The organism is Variovorax nitratireducens (assembly GCF_051216545.1).
Lineage (GTDB): Bacteria > Pseudomonadota > Gammaproteobacteria > Burkholderiales > Burkholderiaceae_C > Variovorax.
Genome location: NZ_JBPJZO010000019.1, coordinates 19639 through 34361 on the forward strand (window position 1 = coordinate 19639; position 14723 = coordinate 34361).

Below are 14723 nucleotides of genomic sequence, written 5' to 3' on the forward strand. Positions count from 1 at the left end.
ACCCCTGCCTATGCGGCTTTCCGGCAAGGTTTTCGCGGGCTGCGGGCTATGGATGATTCTGCTGGGCGTCTATTTCGTCCTGCTTCGACCGGCGCTGCTGCCCGAGGATCCACGCTTCATGGGAACAACTATCGAAGCCCTGCGCGTAGCGGCGCCGGGCCTCGAGGGCTGGCTCGGCCACGTGTTCAACGTCATGGGTGGATTCATGGTCGCCGGAGGCACCATGACGATCCTGGTGGCCTGGCGATTTCTCGCCCGACGGGCTCCAGGAACCTTGTTGGCGCTAGCCGTCGCAGGGGCGTCCGGTGTCGCGCTGATGAGCGCGACCAACTTCCTGCTGCACTCGGACTTCCGCTGGCTGCTCCTGGTGCCCGTCTTGCTGTGGCTCGCAGGGCTGGTGTGCTACCTGCGCGAAGATGCGACAGGCCCGGTGGCCGGGGCGAAATGAATTAGATGTGCTTCTCGGCAACCGCAAGCTTTTCGGCGGGGATCCTTCTGCTGGGCGCCGGCGTTGTGGCGGTCAAGTCGGCGCACGGTTCACGCGAGCTGCCGCTCGCGGCCATTCCGCTTCTCTTTTCCATCCAGCAGCTGATCGAAGGTGTCGTCTGGCTGACATTCCGCTACGAGGCGCCGCTGCTCAACGCCGCGACGACGCACGCGTACTCGTTCTTCTCCCACGTCCAGTGGCCGGTGTATGTCCCAGTGGCCGTGCTTTTGGTCGAACCACCCGGGTGGCGACGCACGACTTTGTGGGGTCTAGCCGCAGCAGGCGCTGCCGTGGCCGCGTACCTCAGTACACGCTGGTGGCGTTTCCGGTCGTCTCCCGTGCCACAGGCCAGCATATCGAGTACGTCTCTCCTCATTTCTTCGCCGCCGCGGTGATGAGCGTCTACCTGCTATCGACAGCCATCAGCCCGATGGTCTCCACGCATCGGTGGGTGAAGGTATCTGGCGTGCTCGCGCTGGCGTCATTTGCAGCGGCCTACTACTTTTACGCACGATGGTTCATCTCAGTGTGGTGCCTCTTTGCCGCCCTCCTGAGCCTTGTCTTGTGTGCGCATCTCACGTCGGGGACGCGGCGAACTGAACCGAGCGCGGCATGACTGGGAGGGCGCCACCGACGGCGATGTCTTTCGGCCATGCAAGCCTGCGGCGTTCAGAGCTCGCTTGGCTCGCAATGGCCGTCTTCGTTGTCTCCGCCGGGTACGGGGCGCTCCTGCCGGTGCTGCCGGGTTGGTTGACGCTGATGCTGCCCGCAGCAACTCCCATGGACATCGCGCGCCACATTGGTTTCGCCAGCGGCGTGTACGCCATGGGCGTGCTGGTCGGCGCCCCCTTGTGGGGTTTCATTTCGGATCGCGTCGGCCGAAACCTGATTCTCATAACGGGATTTGCGGGATACCTGGTCAGCCTGATGGCTCTCCTCGTCCCGGGGTGGGTCGGCATCGAGGGCCTCTACGTGCTGCGGGGCAGCACGGGGTTCTTCGTGGCCGCCATCGTCCCGCTCGTCTCCGTGATTGTGGCGGAACGCACCGTCGAGGTGGAGCGCGCGCGCCGCTTCGCGTGGCTCGGATCCATGTCCCTGCTCGGGTTTCTGGTGGGCCCCGCCGCGATTGCCGCTGCGGGCTGGCTCGCGTCATCGGCCGGCGCACGCGAGCTGACGCCTGCATCGATCGCACAGATCGTGATCCTGCTGACTGCTGCATTCGGAGGAGTCACGATGATCGGGCTACTGCGCGTTTTGCAGGCACTGCCTGTGGCTGCGCGGCTGCCGGAGAGACCTGACGCAGGCCGGCGCAACCAAAGCGGCCTGCCGCTTTGGGGGCTCGGCGCCGGGGTGATGTTTGTACTGGCTGCCTTCGAGCTTGGCATCCTTCTTGAAGGCCTCAGGAACCCCCAAGTGTCCCCCAGGAACGTAGCCTTGATGTTCGCCGAATGCAGCCTGGTCATGCTGGCGGTGAACGCTTTGCTGTTCTTCACGCCAATCCTAAACCCGAAGTCGGCGCACCGCCTCGCGGGCATTGGCCTGCTTGTCGCCATGGTAGGCCTGGCTGTCCTCTCGAACCAACCGGCGCACGGCTGGATGTACCTCGGGGTGAGCCTGACCGCCGCCGGAACGGGGTTGGTCTTGCCCGTCGTCTCATACCTTGCCGCCGGCGTTTCGCGTGCCGACCTGGCCGTGACGATGGGGGGCTTGGCCGCAGGGACAAGTCTTGGACAAACTCTAGGCTCGGCCGCAGGTGGCTGGCTCTTCGGCGCTTCCCCGCAGCATGGTTTCGGCTGGCTCGCCCTCCCCCTCGCCTCGTTGTTCGTGCTGCTCCTTTTTCACCGCGCCTCGCTGAAAAACATCAAAAACTCCGATCGCGACCAAGCCATCGGCTGACCTCATGAGTATTCGACATCTTGATCTCCCCGTCGCCTTCAGGCCCAGGCGCCGACCGGTATCGGTCGAGGTCATCATCGCCTTCATCCCATGCTGCCTGGTGGCGCTGGTGCGGTGCTGGCAGCAGTGCTCTGCCCGTCCGGGTGGGATAGCTTGCTCGGCTGAGACTGAAGCCCCAGTGTTCTCGTTCAACCAGGCCAGCACATCGGGCAGATGGGATGCCAGTAGCCCGATCAGCCGTCGATGTCTTGGCCGCCGCATCCGCGCGCGTACTCAAGTCGCCAGTCGGCAGGCCTCTCAACCCACCCGGCGCAGCAAGCCTCCATCGCAGCCCAGCGGGCTTCGTCGAGGGCACTTGCCGCTGGCCTGCCCCCTCCCAGCCGTACCAGCATAAACGAAGCGGGATTCGTCAACTGGGAGAATGACGGACATGAGAAAGAGCAGATGTACCGAAGAACAGATCATCGGTTTCATCGGGCAGGCCGAGGCCGGCCTGCGGCGTAGGGGACGCCGGGATGACACCACTGCGCGCGAGCCTTTCGCGCAGCGCGATGAAGCTCGACAATGGCTGCATGAAACGCGCGTCGAGCGAATCCTGGATGGTTTATGCACGGCCACGCAACGCGCGTGGACGCATCGAGTGGACAGCAGCCTCCGTCCTCTTGGCCCTCGGCGCTGCGGCGCTGATCGGTTGGCTGGTGCTGGAGCTTTACGTCGGGGTCGTCACGGTCGACTGACCGAGCACCGGCCCGCAGGCCATCAATGCACGTGCCGATGATGCGCGTCGGGAACGTGCGCATGCGCATGGTGCAGCGGATCGTGGACATGCGGGTGGCTGTGCGGCTGCGTTGGCATCACATCGTGAACATGATTGTGGTGCCCGTCATCGTGACGATGCGCGTGCTCATGACTCAGCGACTCGTGTTCATGCGTATGGCCGTGCGATTCAAATAAATGCAGGGCGACCCCCGCCATCATGAGCAGGCCACCCGCCAGCATGGCCCACGTCCCGCTCCGGTCGCCGAGACCGAAGGCCACGGCTGCACCGATGAAGGGCGCAAAGGCGAACACGGAGCCCGTGCGAGCGGCACCAAAGGCGCGCTGGGCCAGAAGGTAAAAACGCAAGCTGAGGCCGTAGCCGGTTCCACCGACGAGAAACAGGGCCGCTGCGGCGCCAGTTGTCGGTAGCGGCTCGCGGGCCAGCAGTGCCAGCGTGGTCGTCGCGACGACGCCGAGAACCGCCTTGCCCAACACCACCTGGCCAGGATCGCGCTCTGCCAAACCGCGCGAGAGCGTATTGTCTGCGCCCCAGGCCGCCGTGGCGACCAGGACGGCCAGCAACCCCAGCAACTGCGTGCCCCCGCTGAAACCCTGGTCGAGAACAAGCGCAATCCCACCGGCGAGCAGCAGAAACATGGCCGTCCAGACGCGTCCATCCATCGTCTCCCGGTAGAGGTAGCGCGCCAGCACCGCGGTGAACAGCGCTTCCAGCGTCAACATGAGCGAGGCGCTGGTGCCGCTCGTGTGCTGCAGGCCCCAGGCCAGCGCCACCGGCCCGAGGGCGGCGCCGAACATGGCCATGGACAGCAAGCGAGGCCAGTCGCCGCGCAACAGCCGGGCCTCCCGCTCCACTTTTTGTCGGGAGAACGCACCCACTGCGGCTGCACCTGCATACAGCAAGGCCGCAGTCGTGAAGGCGCCCATTCCTTTGCCGACCTGCTGAACCAGCGGTGTGCTGACACCAAAGAGCGCCGCCGCCAGGAGCGCCAGCAAGCCACCGCGCACGGCGGGCAATGAGAGATGGCGACCCGTCATCTGGCAATCACTTCACGGTGAAGCGCACCGTCATGGTCTTGCGCCCCTCGGTCAGGGCGGCCACCACCTTGGCACCCTTTGAAACCTTGACGCCTTTGGCTTCGAGCTTGTTGCCGCCACCCGGCGTCAGTTCGGCTTCCGATTTGTCTGCGCCGTTCAGCACGGTCAACTTGCCAGCCATTTTCTTGGTGTCGTAGGCGTCATCGTGGTCGTCGACATAGATCGTCGCGCCGGTGGCGCTAGACACCAGCTCGAACGACAGGTCGCCGGCGCTTTGAACCACACCGCCGTGTTGAGCCGCAGTCACGCCGTGCGCGAACGCGATGGGCGTGCTCAGCGCGGCAGCGCCCAGGAGCACGGAAGTCAATGCTTTGGAGAACTTCAATTTCATGATCGTCAGATCCTTGTATCTTGGTTTGTAGCGCGCTTCGACAGGCGGCGCCACCGGGGCCTTTTCTGGAAAGTGATGCTTCAGGCACCCTCAGTACGCTTCCTGCAGCTTGGGCGAATCGGCGTCTTCGCGGGCCTCGTCGCTCAACAGCCGCTCGGTGGCACTCCGACCGAACCGCCAGAACACGACGGGCGTGAGCAGTGAATCCAGCAGTGTGGAACTCACCAGCCCGCCAAAGATGACCACCGCCACTGGATGCAGGATCTCCTTGCCCGGCGCATCCGCCGAAAGGAGAAGCGGCGTGAGCGCAAATGCAGCCACTAGCGCCGTCATCAGCACCGGTGTGAGCCGCTCAAGCGACCCGCGGACGATCATCGGCACGCCGAACGTCTCGCCCTCGAACTTGCAGAGGTTGATGTAGTGGCTGACCTTGAGGATGCCGTTGCGTGTCGAAATGCCGGCCAGCGTGATGAATCCCACCATCGAGGCGACCGAAAGGCTCACGTCCGCAATCCACATCGCCACCACGCTGCCGATGAGCGCCAGGGGAATATTCGCCATGATGATGCCCGTCAGCACGGCCGACTTGTAACGCGCGTAGAGCACCAGGAAGATCATCCCGAGCGATACCAGCGAGAGGCCGACGATCAGCTTCATCGCTTGCTCTTGCGCCTGGAACTGCCCTTCCAAGCTGACGAACGCGCCGGCCGGCAGTGAGGTCTTGTCGATCACCGCACGAATGTCCCGGATCACCCGGCCCATGTCGGAACCGTCTGTATTGGCATAGACAACGATGCGGCGCCGACCGTTCTCGCGGCCGATCTGGTTCGGGCCGTCGGCCTCCTGTACCGACGCGAAGGCCGAGACGGGCAGGCGTCCTGCCGGGGTATCCACCAGCGTGGCCGCAAGATCCTGCGGGCTGCGGCGCTCGTCGGGGAGGCGCAGCACGAGTTCATAGCGGCGCAAGCCGTCGACGATGTCGGCACCGTGCGCGCCGTCGGTCAGTGCCTGCAGCAGCCGCACCGCTTCGCCCGGCGCCAATCCGGTCTGCGCCAGCTTGCGCTGATCGATGCGCACCGTGATCTGTGGAATTAGCACCTGCTTCTCAACGGTGAGGTCGACCAGGCCGGGAATGCCCCCCAGGCCCTGTCGCATCTTTTCGCCCAACCCGCGCAAGGTGTCGGTGTCGTCCGCGAAGATCTTCAAGGCAATCTGCGCGCGCACGCCGGACAGCAAATGATCGAGCCGGTGGGAGATGGGTTGACCGATCGCCACCTGCGCCGGCAGAACCGACATGCGACTGCGGATGTCCGCCGTGATCGTTTCGCGATCACGGCTGGAGCGCTTCAGATCCACGTCGATCTCTGCCGAGTGCACGCCTTCGGCATGCTCGTCGAGTTCGGCGCGCCCCGTGCGGCGCCCGACCTGTGTCACTTCGGGCACCTCGGCGATGAGCGTCTCGGCCAACGCGCCCATGCGGTTCGCTTCTGCCAACGCGGTACCCGGATTGAAGACCATCCCGAGCACCAGCGAACCCTCGTTGAAGGCAGGAAGAAAGGCGCGCGGAAAGAACGGCACGCTGGCGGCGGCGAGCGCCACCGCAATGACCGCCGTCATGATCAACGCATGCGCATGTCCGAACGACCACGCGAGCACGCGCTCGTCCCAGCGCTTGAGCCGCGCCACGAGCGGACTGTCGCCATGGTCGAGCCGCTTCATCTTCGGCAGCAGGTAGTAGCACAGCACCGGCGTGACGGTCATCGAGACCAGCATCGAGGCGAGGATCGAGACGATGTAGGCGATGCCCAGGGGAGAAAACAACCTGCCTTCGATACCCGGCAATGCAAACAACGGAATGAACACCAGCACTACGATGGCAGTGGCATAGACGATGCCGGATCGCACCTCGACGCTCGCCTGCCGCACCACCTCCATCGTGCCGAGCGGACTGCCCGACGCCCGGTTTTGCTTCAGCCGCCGCACGATGTTCTCCACATCGACCACCGCGTCATCGACCAGTTCGCCGATCGCGATGGCCAGGCCGCCGAGTGTCATCACATTGATGGACTGGCCCAGCAGCTTGAACGCCAGCGCCGTGACGGCCAGCGAGAGCGGGATTGCCACCAGCGAAATTAGCGTCGTGCGTGCCGACAGGAGGAACGCAAAGAGCACGATCGCGACCATGATCGCGCCGTCGCGCAGCGCCCCACTCACGTTGCCGATCGAAGCCTCGATGAAATCGGCCTGGCGGAACAGCACCTTGGGCGCGGCGAGCCCCGGCGGCATGCCCTGCTTGAGTTCACCCAGCGCGGCCTCGATGGTGCGCGTCAATTGAACCGTGTCCGCCGCAGGCTGCTTCTGCACACTGACGATGACCGCCGGCATGCCGTTGTAGCCGGCATCGCCCCGCTTCATCGCTGGTGCGAAGCGGACGTTGGCAACCTGGCTCAGCAGCACGGCGCGGCCGTCCTTCCAGGCCACGGCGATTCCTTGCAGGTCTTCGACGCGCTGGGTGCGTCCGATGTGTCGGATGAGGAATTCCCGGCTATTGAGGTCGATAAAGCCCCCGCCCGCATTGCTGGCAAAGCCGCGCAGCGCCTGCTCCACCTGGGAGAGCGAAATGCCGACTTGCGCCATACGGGCCGTGTCCGGCTCGACGCGCAGTTGCCTGACATCCCCGCCAATCGGAATGACCTGCGACACGCCAGCGATCGACAGCAGGCGCGGGCGAAGCACGAAGTCCGCGTATTCGCGAGCCTGCATCGGGTCTGCGGCGGTCTTTCCGTCGCCCGCGGACAGCGACAGCGCGATCAGCATCACTTCGCCCATGATCGAAGACACCGGCCCCATGACGGGCGTGATGCCAGCAGGCAACTGCTGGCCAACCACCGTAAGTCGTTCCGCCACGAGTTGCCGGTTGCGGTAAATGTCGGTGCCCCAGTCGAACTCCGCGTAAACGATGGACAGCCCGACACCCGAAGTCGAACGCACGCGCGTCACGCCTGGCGTGCCGTTCAATGCGGTTTCCAGCGGGAAGGTAACGAGTTGCTCGACTTCTTCCGGCGCCATGCCGCCTGCTTCGGTCAGCACGGTGATCAGCGGCTTGTTGAGGTCGGGAAACACGTCGACCGGCGCACGCCAGGCCGTGACGGTGCCGCACACCAGCAGGATTGCGGCCACCGCCAGCACGAACAGACGGTTGTGAAGGCTGCTTTTGACGATCCAGTTGAACATGCGTGGCCCCGTTCAGCGGATTTGCGCGATCAGCGATGCGCCTTGCACCACCACGCGGTTCTCCGCACCCAACCCCTGTGTCACGAGCACCGTGCCGGCGTCGAGTGCGCGGTATTGCACCGGCTGGGCGATGTAGCGCTCGGCACCGGACTTGATCCAGACGATCGGCTCGTTGGCGCTGTTGCGCACCACCGCCTGTGCGGGGAGCACATAGCCCTTTACGCGCTCTTTGAGCGAAGCGACGACGGTAACCGGCTGACCCACCGCCAGGGGCATCGCCGCACCCGCCTTTTCGGGCTGGGCCCGAAATGTCAGGGGCAACACGCCATCTCGCAGGCTGCGTGCGGCGCCGATCAGTTCGAGATGTACACCGGGCGTGCCTTGCAGCGTCGCGCCGCCCACGCGCGCGGGCAGCGCAGGGTCGGCGGTCGTGGCTTCCACCAGAACCCGGGACGGATCGACCACCTCGAACAAAACGTCGCGTGCCTCCACGATCTGGCCGGACACGGCGTCGGCTCGTGCGATGACGCCGGACACGGGCGCCACCAGGCTTTCGCGCGCGTTCAGGCTCGCGCCGATGCTTTTCTCGCGCACGCTCAGGCTCTTGAGTTCTGCACGCGCCGCCTCGATGTCTTTGCGCGGTACCGTTCCCTCCAATGACTGCAGGCGTTGCACGCGCTGTGCGGCCAGTTCGCGGTTGCTGCGCAACTCGGCCAATTGCGATTGCTGGCTCGCCAGCGCATAAGGCTCGGCGTGGTGCTTTACACGTGCCAGCACTTCGCCTTGTCGCACCGACTGACCCGCCACCGGTAAGCCCCGAGGCCCGGGCTCGATCCGGCCGCCGTGGCTCGGCTGTACGCGTCCGCCTGCATTGGGATCGACGATCACCCGGCCGGAAAGCTCGACCGTTGCAGATGCGTCACTTTCGATCGCGACGACAGTCCTGACGCCCAGCCGACGCTGCGCCAGCATCGGTACCTGCGCACTGCCATCGGGCAGACGGGCCGGCCCCGATGTGTTCGTGACATTGCCGGGTGCGTCCAGGTGTTCACCGTTGGGGCCGTGCGCGCCCGGTGCTGCCAGGGCCGTCAATGGCATCGAGACCGCCAACGCGACGGCGAGCCATGCTGCGCACGAGCGCGGGAAAAATGCCGGCTTCATTGCGCTGCTCCCGTCTGCGGCGCTTTGCTGCGGGTAAGCAAGTAAATCAGCGCTCCCAATGCCAGCAGGGCGAGTGCGAGCCAGACCGAGATCGGTATGCCGCGCGCGTGCGCGGCGTCATGTGAATGACCGTGGGCGTCCGCCACAACGCCGTCGCTCTTGAGCGTGCCGTCCAGCAGGTCGGCATCCGCGCCAGCCACAACAGTAATGACAACCCCATGTTCCCCCGGGGCCTGCAGCACCTTGAGGAATGCGGCGTCGTCGACTGCATAGTCTCCGAGATCCGCGTGGAACTTGGCCGGCGCCTTGGCTGTGCCCGATTCCACCTCGACTTTCGCATTCAGAACCGGCTCGTTCGTCTCGAACCGATTGATCAGCATCGAGAATTCGTCGGCGCGCAGGGTGCCGACCAGCTCGAACGTTTCCGATTTGGCCTCCATGCGCGGTGCACTGCTGCCGGTAGCCGCACTGGCTTGCGCCGGGCCATCGAGGTGCTCCCCGTTGGGGCCATGCGCGCCTGGCGCAGCGCCGGCGCTGGCGCCAAGCAGCAATGCGCAAGGAACGGCAAGCGCGAACAGCAAGCGACGCAGGCTGAGGCGGTGCAGAGATTCGATCATGGGAAAAGTCCGAGTGTTTGTTGAAGTTGGGCGTGTGCCATGCCGAGCCCGGCCCGCTGTCGGGCCAGTGCCGCATCGGCCTGGCCGGCCGCATTGACGGCGCGCAGCAGGTCGGGCAATGCGCTTTCGCCGGCCTGGAAGGACGCCTCGATCAGTTGCGCGCGTTCGCGCAGAAGGCCCGCGCGGACGCGCGTTCTTTCGAGTTGGCGAATCGCGTTTTGCACGCCGATCCTGGCAACCGCGACATCACTGTCGCGACGCTCGCGCAGGCGCTGCGCTACGGTTTCCGCCACATCGAGATCGCCGATCGCCGCAGCCTGCAGGGGCGCGTTGCGGCCGTCGGTCCCGAACGGGATGCGCAGGCCGATGCCAATACCGCGTTGCGAGCGCTCGCTGTAACCCGGCGCCTCTTCGCGATACCGGAGCGTGACCTCCGGTGGGTCACGCCGCGATGTGTTGACTGCATCAAGGCGCTTGCGCGCACGGTCGACGGACAGCGCTGCGGCTCGCAGCTCCGGATGGTCGGCATTCGAAATGGCCGGCAGCGCGGGCGGATCCGCGGGCACTTTCAGTTCGGGCATCGCGTCGAGACCGGTCAGAGACACCCAGCGTGCTTTCGCCGCGGCAAACCGCTGGTCGGCCTCGGTTTGCATAGCTTCCGCTTCGAGGTGTTCTCCACGGGACGCCAATGCATCGGCTCTGGCGAGGTCACCTGCCTCGACCCGTCGCTGCACGTCCGCCGCGATGCGCTGAAGGTACTGCGCATGGGCGCTGGCGGCAGCCGCCTCTGTCTGCGCGGCCGCCAGTTGCCACGCAGCCTCGCGCACCTGACCTGCCACGCGAAGGCGTGCCGCGTCGGTGCTCGATTCGGCAAACCTCAGTTCGGCGTCGGCTGCAGCCTGCCGCGCGTCGCGCTGTCCCGGCAACCAGATCGGCCAGACCAGCCCCACTTCGGTTTCGCGGCGGCCTGCGCTCGAGTGAAAGCGGTCGTTCAAGTGATTGAGTTCCAGGGCGGGCGGCGCGGCCCACAGGCTGGAAGCCGTGGTCTGCTCGGCGCGGGCGCGGCGAGCCTGCGCATCACTCTCGCGCGACTGCACAGCACGTTCCCAGGCGGCTTCCCACGCTTGAGTCAGGGTCACGGTGGCCGGCTGCCCCCATGCAGGGACGGCGATACCGATCAGCATGCCGGCCGCGCCCATACATGAAAAGAAAAGGGGCGCGATCTTCACAGGACACCCCGGGAAATTAGAGACGCCTTGGTCTGCAGCGGTGTGAGGCAATCCCGAATGTGAACGTAAACGTCAGTACTGACGCTGACCGTCTCCTTCGTGGGTACCACGGCAACGCGTTCTGCATAGCGACTGGGCGCGACGGCGTACCGCACCAAGACGTACGGCTGCTGGATCGCTGAGTTCGGCGGCGCGACATCCGCGCAGCGCGACGTGCTGGGCACATCCCGGCCTATTCGGATCACTCGACCCGGGTGCCAACCATCCAGAAAACGCGCGCGCTGCGCGGTGAAGCTGCCGCAGCCGGTTTGGGTGGCTGCAACCGCGAGCGCGACGCAGGCCGCGCGCGACATCGAACGGCGCGCGCGCTCGACACGCACGCCCGCATTGGGGCAAAGAACGGAAATCACAGGACTCCTGACAGACACTTGGCCACCGGAAGCGGGCTTCAGGCATGCCGGCGGGCATGCGCTGGAGCTACGGCCGATCACCGGATGAAAACGGCTCGTCAGCGCGCATGCGCTCCGAGCAACGGCGTTTTCAAGTCGTCAGTCGAGGGGGTCTTCGAGGCCCGTCAAGATGCGGCCAAGGCGTCGCCGCGTTGGTGTCGATGACGGGGCGGACAGTTCCAGGGGGGGCAAACGCCATCGTTTCGGTAGCCCCGATGGCCGTCACGCCCAGGCAGCCATCAACCACAACGTGCTGAACGGATTCGTCCGAGTCATCTAGTGCAATGGAGCCGTCATCATGGTGGTGATGAGCAGTTTCCTGCCAGTGCAGCACGGCGTGCGCCGTCTGCTCTGTTTGCTCGAATGCAATGGCCCGGCCCGCAATGGCTATGCCTTGCCACAGTGCAGAAATGAACAAAAGGGCGAGAACAAGCCTGCGAAGCATTGCGCGAGTCTAGCCGAGCGCTCCGGTTTGTCAGAAGCAAGCCTTCTGCGCATCGGGGTTTCCAAACGGGTCAAGTAACGCGGGAGGGGCAGATTCCAATGTACGGTGCAACGAGCTTGCTGTATCGGCCCGGCGGCGCCTTCGTACATCGGATGGACGCATGTTCTCGGATTGGGCGCTTTCGAGCGCCGGCCGCAGTGGTGCACGCCTGTGCGCGCACTGGGCGATGCAGATCAGCGACTACACCGATCCGAAGGGCATGCGCGGGATGTCGTTGGTTCCGGTGTGGATCAGCACCCTGAAGCTGGCCGAAGTGGATGGCCGCAAGGGCAGCGCCTATGAGCTTTTCGGCCAACTCGAAAAGCTCGATCGCCGCGTCAAGGTGCCTTTCGCGGGTACTTCTACATGCTGCATGGCAACCGCGTGAACGATGCTGCAGGCCACCGGGTCATCAAGGCGGCCGAGGCCGGCCAGATCGTGTTGCCGGAACATGACTACCGGATCCTCACTCCGGTTTAGCTGGTCAGTTTTCGGTCGGCGCCAACAGACACCGAGCACAGCCAGAGAAATGATGTTCGCCACCGCCGGTGGTGCGGCCGCACTGGACGGCTCGGAGTCGCCCCAAGCTGCCACCACGCCGACGGCCAGCACAGCCAGCGCCACGACGGCCCCTGCTGACGTCAACACGGTGGGCTAGGCGTGGCGCCTGCGCAAAACCCATTCGATCTGAAATTCAAAGGTACCCTGCTCTTCACGACAACAATGGCTTCGATTTTTCAGACACGCTTGCACTTTCCACGAAGTAAAGACCTGTGAAGCTTGGGAACGAACGTTCGGGGTAGCCAGGGAGGTCCATGGCGCGCTCCTGAACAGCCCACTTGTCCCAGAGTGTGTATCCGAGCGCCTTGATGTCTTGAATGAGGCGAGCGCGGTTGTAGACATGCAATGGGGCAAAGGCTCCCTCGCCGATGTTCTGCACGGTGACGAAATCCTCACCGCTGTAGAGCGGCAGCTTGTTCAAAAGGATGTGCCTCGGCCGTCGTGCACATCGCTTGATCAGCTGGTCGGGCCGCCCTTCTTCAAGGTAGTGAATCGCACCTGCGGAAATCCAGATGTCGTAGGAGGCGGTTCCGACGGACTGATGGAGGTCTTCGGTGAAGCTCAAGACGGTAGCACCATTCTGCGTGGCCAAGTCTTGTCCAATGGAGACGATTGCCGGCACCTCGACTACACGCCAGGTCACTAGATTCGGCATGTCGAAATACCGCCGATAGGCGTAGTAGTGCACGCCGACCGAGCCGCCGATATCCAAGACGCTGGTCGCTCCATCTCGCAAGGCACGATCGAGCCACCACATGACCGGATAGTCGTAAGAGAACACCTTCTTTGACCGAACGTCTACGTACTCGGCGGCCAGAGCAGCTTGGTCAAACGCCGGACTGCGAGGCAGCCAAGCGCGCGCGGCCTTGAAGTCATCGAAAACCCCAAAATGGGACCCGTGTCCATCCTTGGATAGGAACTGCCGACGGCGCCATTGCAAGTGCGCAGGTCGGACCAGAGGCTCGTCCAAGATTCGGCGGACTATTTCGGCTGGACTGAAGGAAGACATTTCGACTCCTCATTGCTTTCGCTAGTGATGCCGTCTGAGCGGAGCTGAATCGCTCCCTCAGCCGGAACTGAACGCGGCGCATCAACAACAAAGGGGCTGCGCCTTGAGACATGCTGGGCTGGAACTACGCGCGTTCCGCTTCGGTGGACTGAACAGCTCGGTGCCGAGCTGTTGAGACCTGTCGGTCGCGGACTAGGACGGATGGAGCGCTTGCGCGGCCGTCGGGCTTAGGGCACCCAGGGGTGTCCTGCCTGAGCAGTGCACAAGGAATGAACTCACAAAGCTCATCCGTGCGAGGGCCAAACTCATGGCCCGCCAAACCGCGGACGCGATCCCACAGAAGCCGATGAGTTGGCGAACGTGAAAACGGCCTGCCTGCGCGCGCAGGCCAGCGGCAGCGTTTTCAGGTTGTGAGTCGTGGAGGTCGTCTAGGACCGGCGAGATCCGGCCACGGTGCGTCGAGTTCGTCGGTGACGATGGGACGAATGGCCTCTCCGGGAGGCAAGGAGAGAGGAGCTACAAACCCAACAGCGGATGCGCTGAGAAAGCCGTCGACGGCCACGTGCTGAATCGAGTCTTCAGAACTATCTTGTCCAATGGAGCCGTCGTCGTGATGGTGATGCGCCAGGCCCTGCCAATGGAGCATCGCGTGGGCCGTTTCCTTCGGTTCACCAAATGCGCTGGCGCGGCCACCGATCACAAAGACCTGCGCAAGGGCGTAGGCCATGAGGAACAGAAGGACTAGCCTGAGGCGCATCATTCATCCGTCGGGGTTGTGGTGATCGATCTCGGTGGAGTGGAGCTAATTTTAGTCACATGTAGTACCAAAATGCTACAAAAATATGTGATCTTTTCCCATCCAGCTCGCTCAAATGCAGCGCCCGGTCAGTGGACGAGCCGGGGGCGGTGTCGCGATACGCCCGACCGAGCTGCTTCGCGCCGCGCCCACGATCGAGGGCGCCATTGAGTTTGACCCGCCAACCGAAGGCGTCGACATCGCGGCCGACTAAGTTCATGGGTCTCGCGTTGCGCCCGCCGTCGGTTGGCGCTGCGACGGCTCAAGCTACCCAAGTGGTGCATTTGAACGGCAGACGATCTGCGCCGGAGCGGCAAGGACAATGAACTGGTGCGTGCGAGCGGCATCGTGGCGCACCGTCGCAACTGAGTACGTCCAGCGGCGTGATCTTTGCGACACTTGAAGACGAGACTGGCACTGTCGACATCATTGTGTGGCCGAGCGTTGCCCAAGCGCAGCGAGTGGCGTTGCGAGGTTTGACCCTGCCTCGATTTCACGTACAGCAAGAAAGTTGGAAACTTGAGCTGTATGGAGAATCGAAATGCGAGATAGCAAGCTGCCGAAACGGCAGTACACGGACGAATTCAAGGTCGA

Annotated in this window: 16 protein-coding genes and 1 pseudogene; 7 read left to right on the top strand and 10 right to left on the bottom strand. The window is 64.2% G+C overall.

The features are described from left to right. Positions 1 to 10 precede the first annotated feature (10 nt). From ACSFA8_RS26420 to ACSFA8_RS26435, 4 genes and pseudogenes are all read left to right on the top strand, one after another. Positions 11 to 448 (top strand): hypothetical protein, encoded by a 438-nt coding sequence (locus ACSFA8_RS26420; protein WP_435482424.1) that lies wholly within the window; start codon positions 11 to 13, stop codon positions 446 to 448. 5 nt (positions 449 to 453) lie between these two features. Beyond that, positions 454 to 1103 (top strand): annotated as a pseudogene (locus tag ACSFA8_RS26425) (DUF6629 family protein). A gap of 74 nt (positions 1104 to 1177) precedes the next feature. Next, positions 1178 to 2383: an MFS transporter gene (locus ACSFA8_RS26430; protein ID WP_435482425.1), complete on the top strand. Its 1206-nt coding sequence runs from the start codon at positions 1178 to 1180 to the stop codon at positions 2381 to 2383. A gap of 515 nt (positions 2384 to 2898) precedes the next feature. Continuing rightward, a complete protein-coding gene (locus tag ACSFA8_RS26435; RefSeq protein WP_435482426.1) occupies positions 2899 to 3120 on the top strand; it encodes a hypothetical protein in 222 nt (73 codons plus the stop codon). 22 nt (positions 3121 to 3142) lie between these two features. Here ACSFA8_RS26435 and ACSFA8_RS26440 read toward each other — a convergent pair whose 3' ends face one another. The 7 genes from ACSFA8_RS26440 to ACSFA8_RS26470 form a co-directional block, all read right to left on the bottom strand. Next, positions 3143 to 4198, bottom strand: a complete 1056-nt coding sequence (locus tag ACSFA8_RS26440) for a DMT family transporter (protein WP_435482427.1) — start codon at positions 4196 to 4198, stop codon at positions 3143 to 3145. A 7-nt stretch (positions 4199 to 4205) separates the two neighbouring features. Beyond that, positions 4206 to 4589 carry a hypothetical protein gene (locus tag ACSFA8_RS26445; RefSeq protein ID WP_435482439.1) on the bottom strand — a complete coding sequence of 128 codons (384 nt, stop codon included), beginning with the start codon at positions 4587 to 4589 and terminating at the stop codon, positions 4206 to 4208. Positions 4590 to 4679: 90 nt separating this feature from the next. Further along, entirely contained in the window at positions 4680 to 7823 is a 3144-nt protein-coding gene (locus ACSFA8_RS26450; protein ID WP_435482428.1) for an efflux RND transporter permease subunit, read from the bottom strand. A gap of 12 nt (positions 7824 to 7835) precedes the next feature. Beyond that, on the bottom strand, positions 7836 to 8984 hold the full coding sequence (locus tag ACSFA8_RS26455; protein WP_435482429.1) for an efflux RND transporter periplasmic adaptor subunit: 1149 nt from the start codon (positions 8982 to 8984) through the stop codon (positions 7836 to 7838). Then, the gene (locus ACSFA8_RS26460; protein ID WP_435482430.1) at positions 8981 to 9601 is read right to left on the bottom strand and encodes a hypothetical protein; all 621 of its coding nucleotides are present in this window, start codon (positions 9599 to 9601) and stop codon (positions 8981 to 8983) included. The genes ACSFA8_RS26455 and ACSFA8_RS26460 overlap by 4 nt, the downstream gene beginning before the upstream one ends. After that, positions 9598 to 10800 carry a TolC family protein gene (locus tag ACSFA8_RS26465; RefSeq protein WP_435482431.1) on the bottom strand — a complete coding sequence of 401 codons (1203 nt, stop codon included), beginning with the start codon at positions 10798 to 10800 and terminating at the stop codon, positions 9598 to 9600. The genes ACSFA8_RS26460 and ACSFA8_RS26465 overlap by 4 nt, the downstream gene beginning before the upstream one ends. Positions 10801 to 10826: 26 nt before the next feature. After that, positions 10827 to 11240 carry a hypothetical protein gene (locus ACSFA8_RS26470; RefSeq protein WP_435482432.1) on the bottom strand — a complete coding sequence of 138 codons (414 nt, stop codon included), beginning with the start codon at positions 11238 to 11240 and terminating at the stop codon, positions 10827 to 10829. Between the two features lie 337 nt (positions 11241 to 11577). Between ACSFA8_RS26470 and ACSFA8_RS26475 the strand changes: the two genes are divergently transcribed. The 3 genes from ACSFA8_RS26475 to ACSFA8_RS26485 all read left to right on the top strand — a co-directional run bounded on the left by ACSFA8_RS26475 (position 11578) and on the right by ACSFA8_RS26485 (position 12421). Further along, the gene (locus tag ACSFA8_RS26475) at positions 11578 to 11802 is read left to right on the top strand and encodes a hypothetical protein (RefSeq protein ID WP_435482433.1); all 225 of its coding nucleotides are present in this window, start codon (positions 11578 to 11580) and stop codon (positions 11800 to 11802) included. Positions 11803 to 11884: 82 nt separating this feature from the next. Then, positions 11885 to 12151 (top strand): hypothetical protein, encoded by a 267-nt coding sequence (locus tag ACSFA8_RS26480; RefSeq protein ID WP_435482434.1) that lies wholly within the window; start codon positions 11885 to 11887, stop codon positions 12149 to 12151. A 141-nt stretch (positions 12152 to 12292) separates the two neighbouring features. After that, complete coding sequence (locus ACSFA8_RS26485; RefSeq protein ID WP_435482435.1) at positions 12293 to 12421, top strand: hypothetical protein; 129 nt, start codon at positions 12293 to 12295, stop codon at positions 12419 to 12421. A gap of 54 nt (positions 12422 to 12475) precedes the next feature. Here the strand turns inward: ACSFA8_RS26485 and ACSFA8_RS26490 are convergent, their stop codons facing one another. The 3 genes from ACSFA8_RS26490 to ACSFA8_RS26500 all read right to left on the bottom strand — a co-directional run bounded on the left by ACSFA8_RS26490 (position 12476) and on the right by ACSFA8_RS26500 (position 14349). Next, complete coding sequence (locus ACSFA8_RS26490) at positions 12476 to 13333, bottom strand: methyltransferase, TIGR04325 family (RefSeq protein WP_435482436.1); 858 nt, start codon at positions 13331 to 13333, stop codon at positions 12476 to 12478. 403 nt (positions 13334 to 13736) lie between these two features. Beyond that, positions 13737 to 14060 carry a hypothetical protein gene (locus tag ACSFA8_RS26495; RefSeq protein WP_435482437.1) on the bottom strand — a complete coding sequence of 108 codons (324 nt, stop codon included), beginning with the start codon at positions 14058 to 14060 and terminating at the stop codon, positions 13737 to 13739. A gap of 85 nt (positions 14061 to 14145) precedes the next feature. Further along, positions 14146 to 14349, bottom strand: a complete 204-nt coding sequence (locus tag ACSFA8_RS26500; RefSeq protein ID WP_435482438.1) for a hypothetical protein — start codon at positions 14347 to 14349, stop codon at positions 14146 to 14148. Positions 14350 to 14723: the final 374 nt, after the last annotated feature.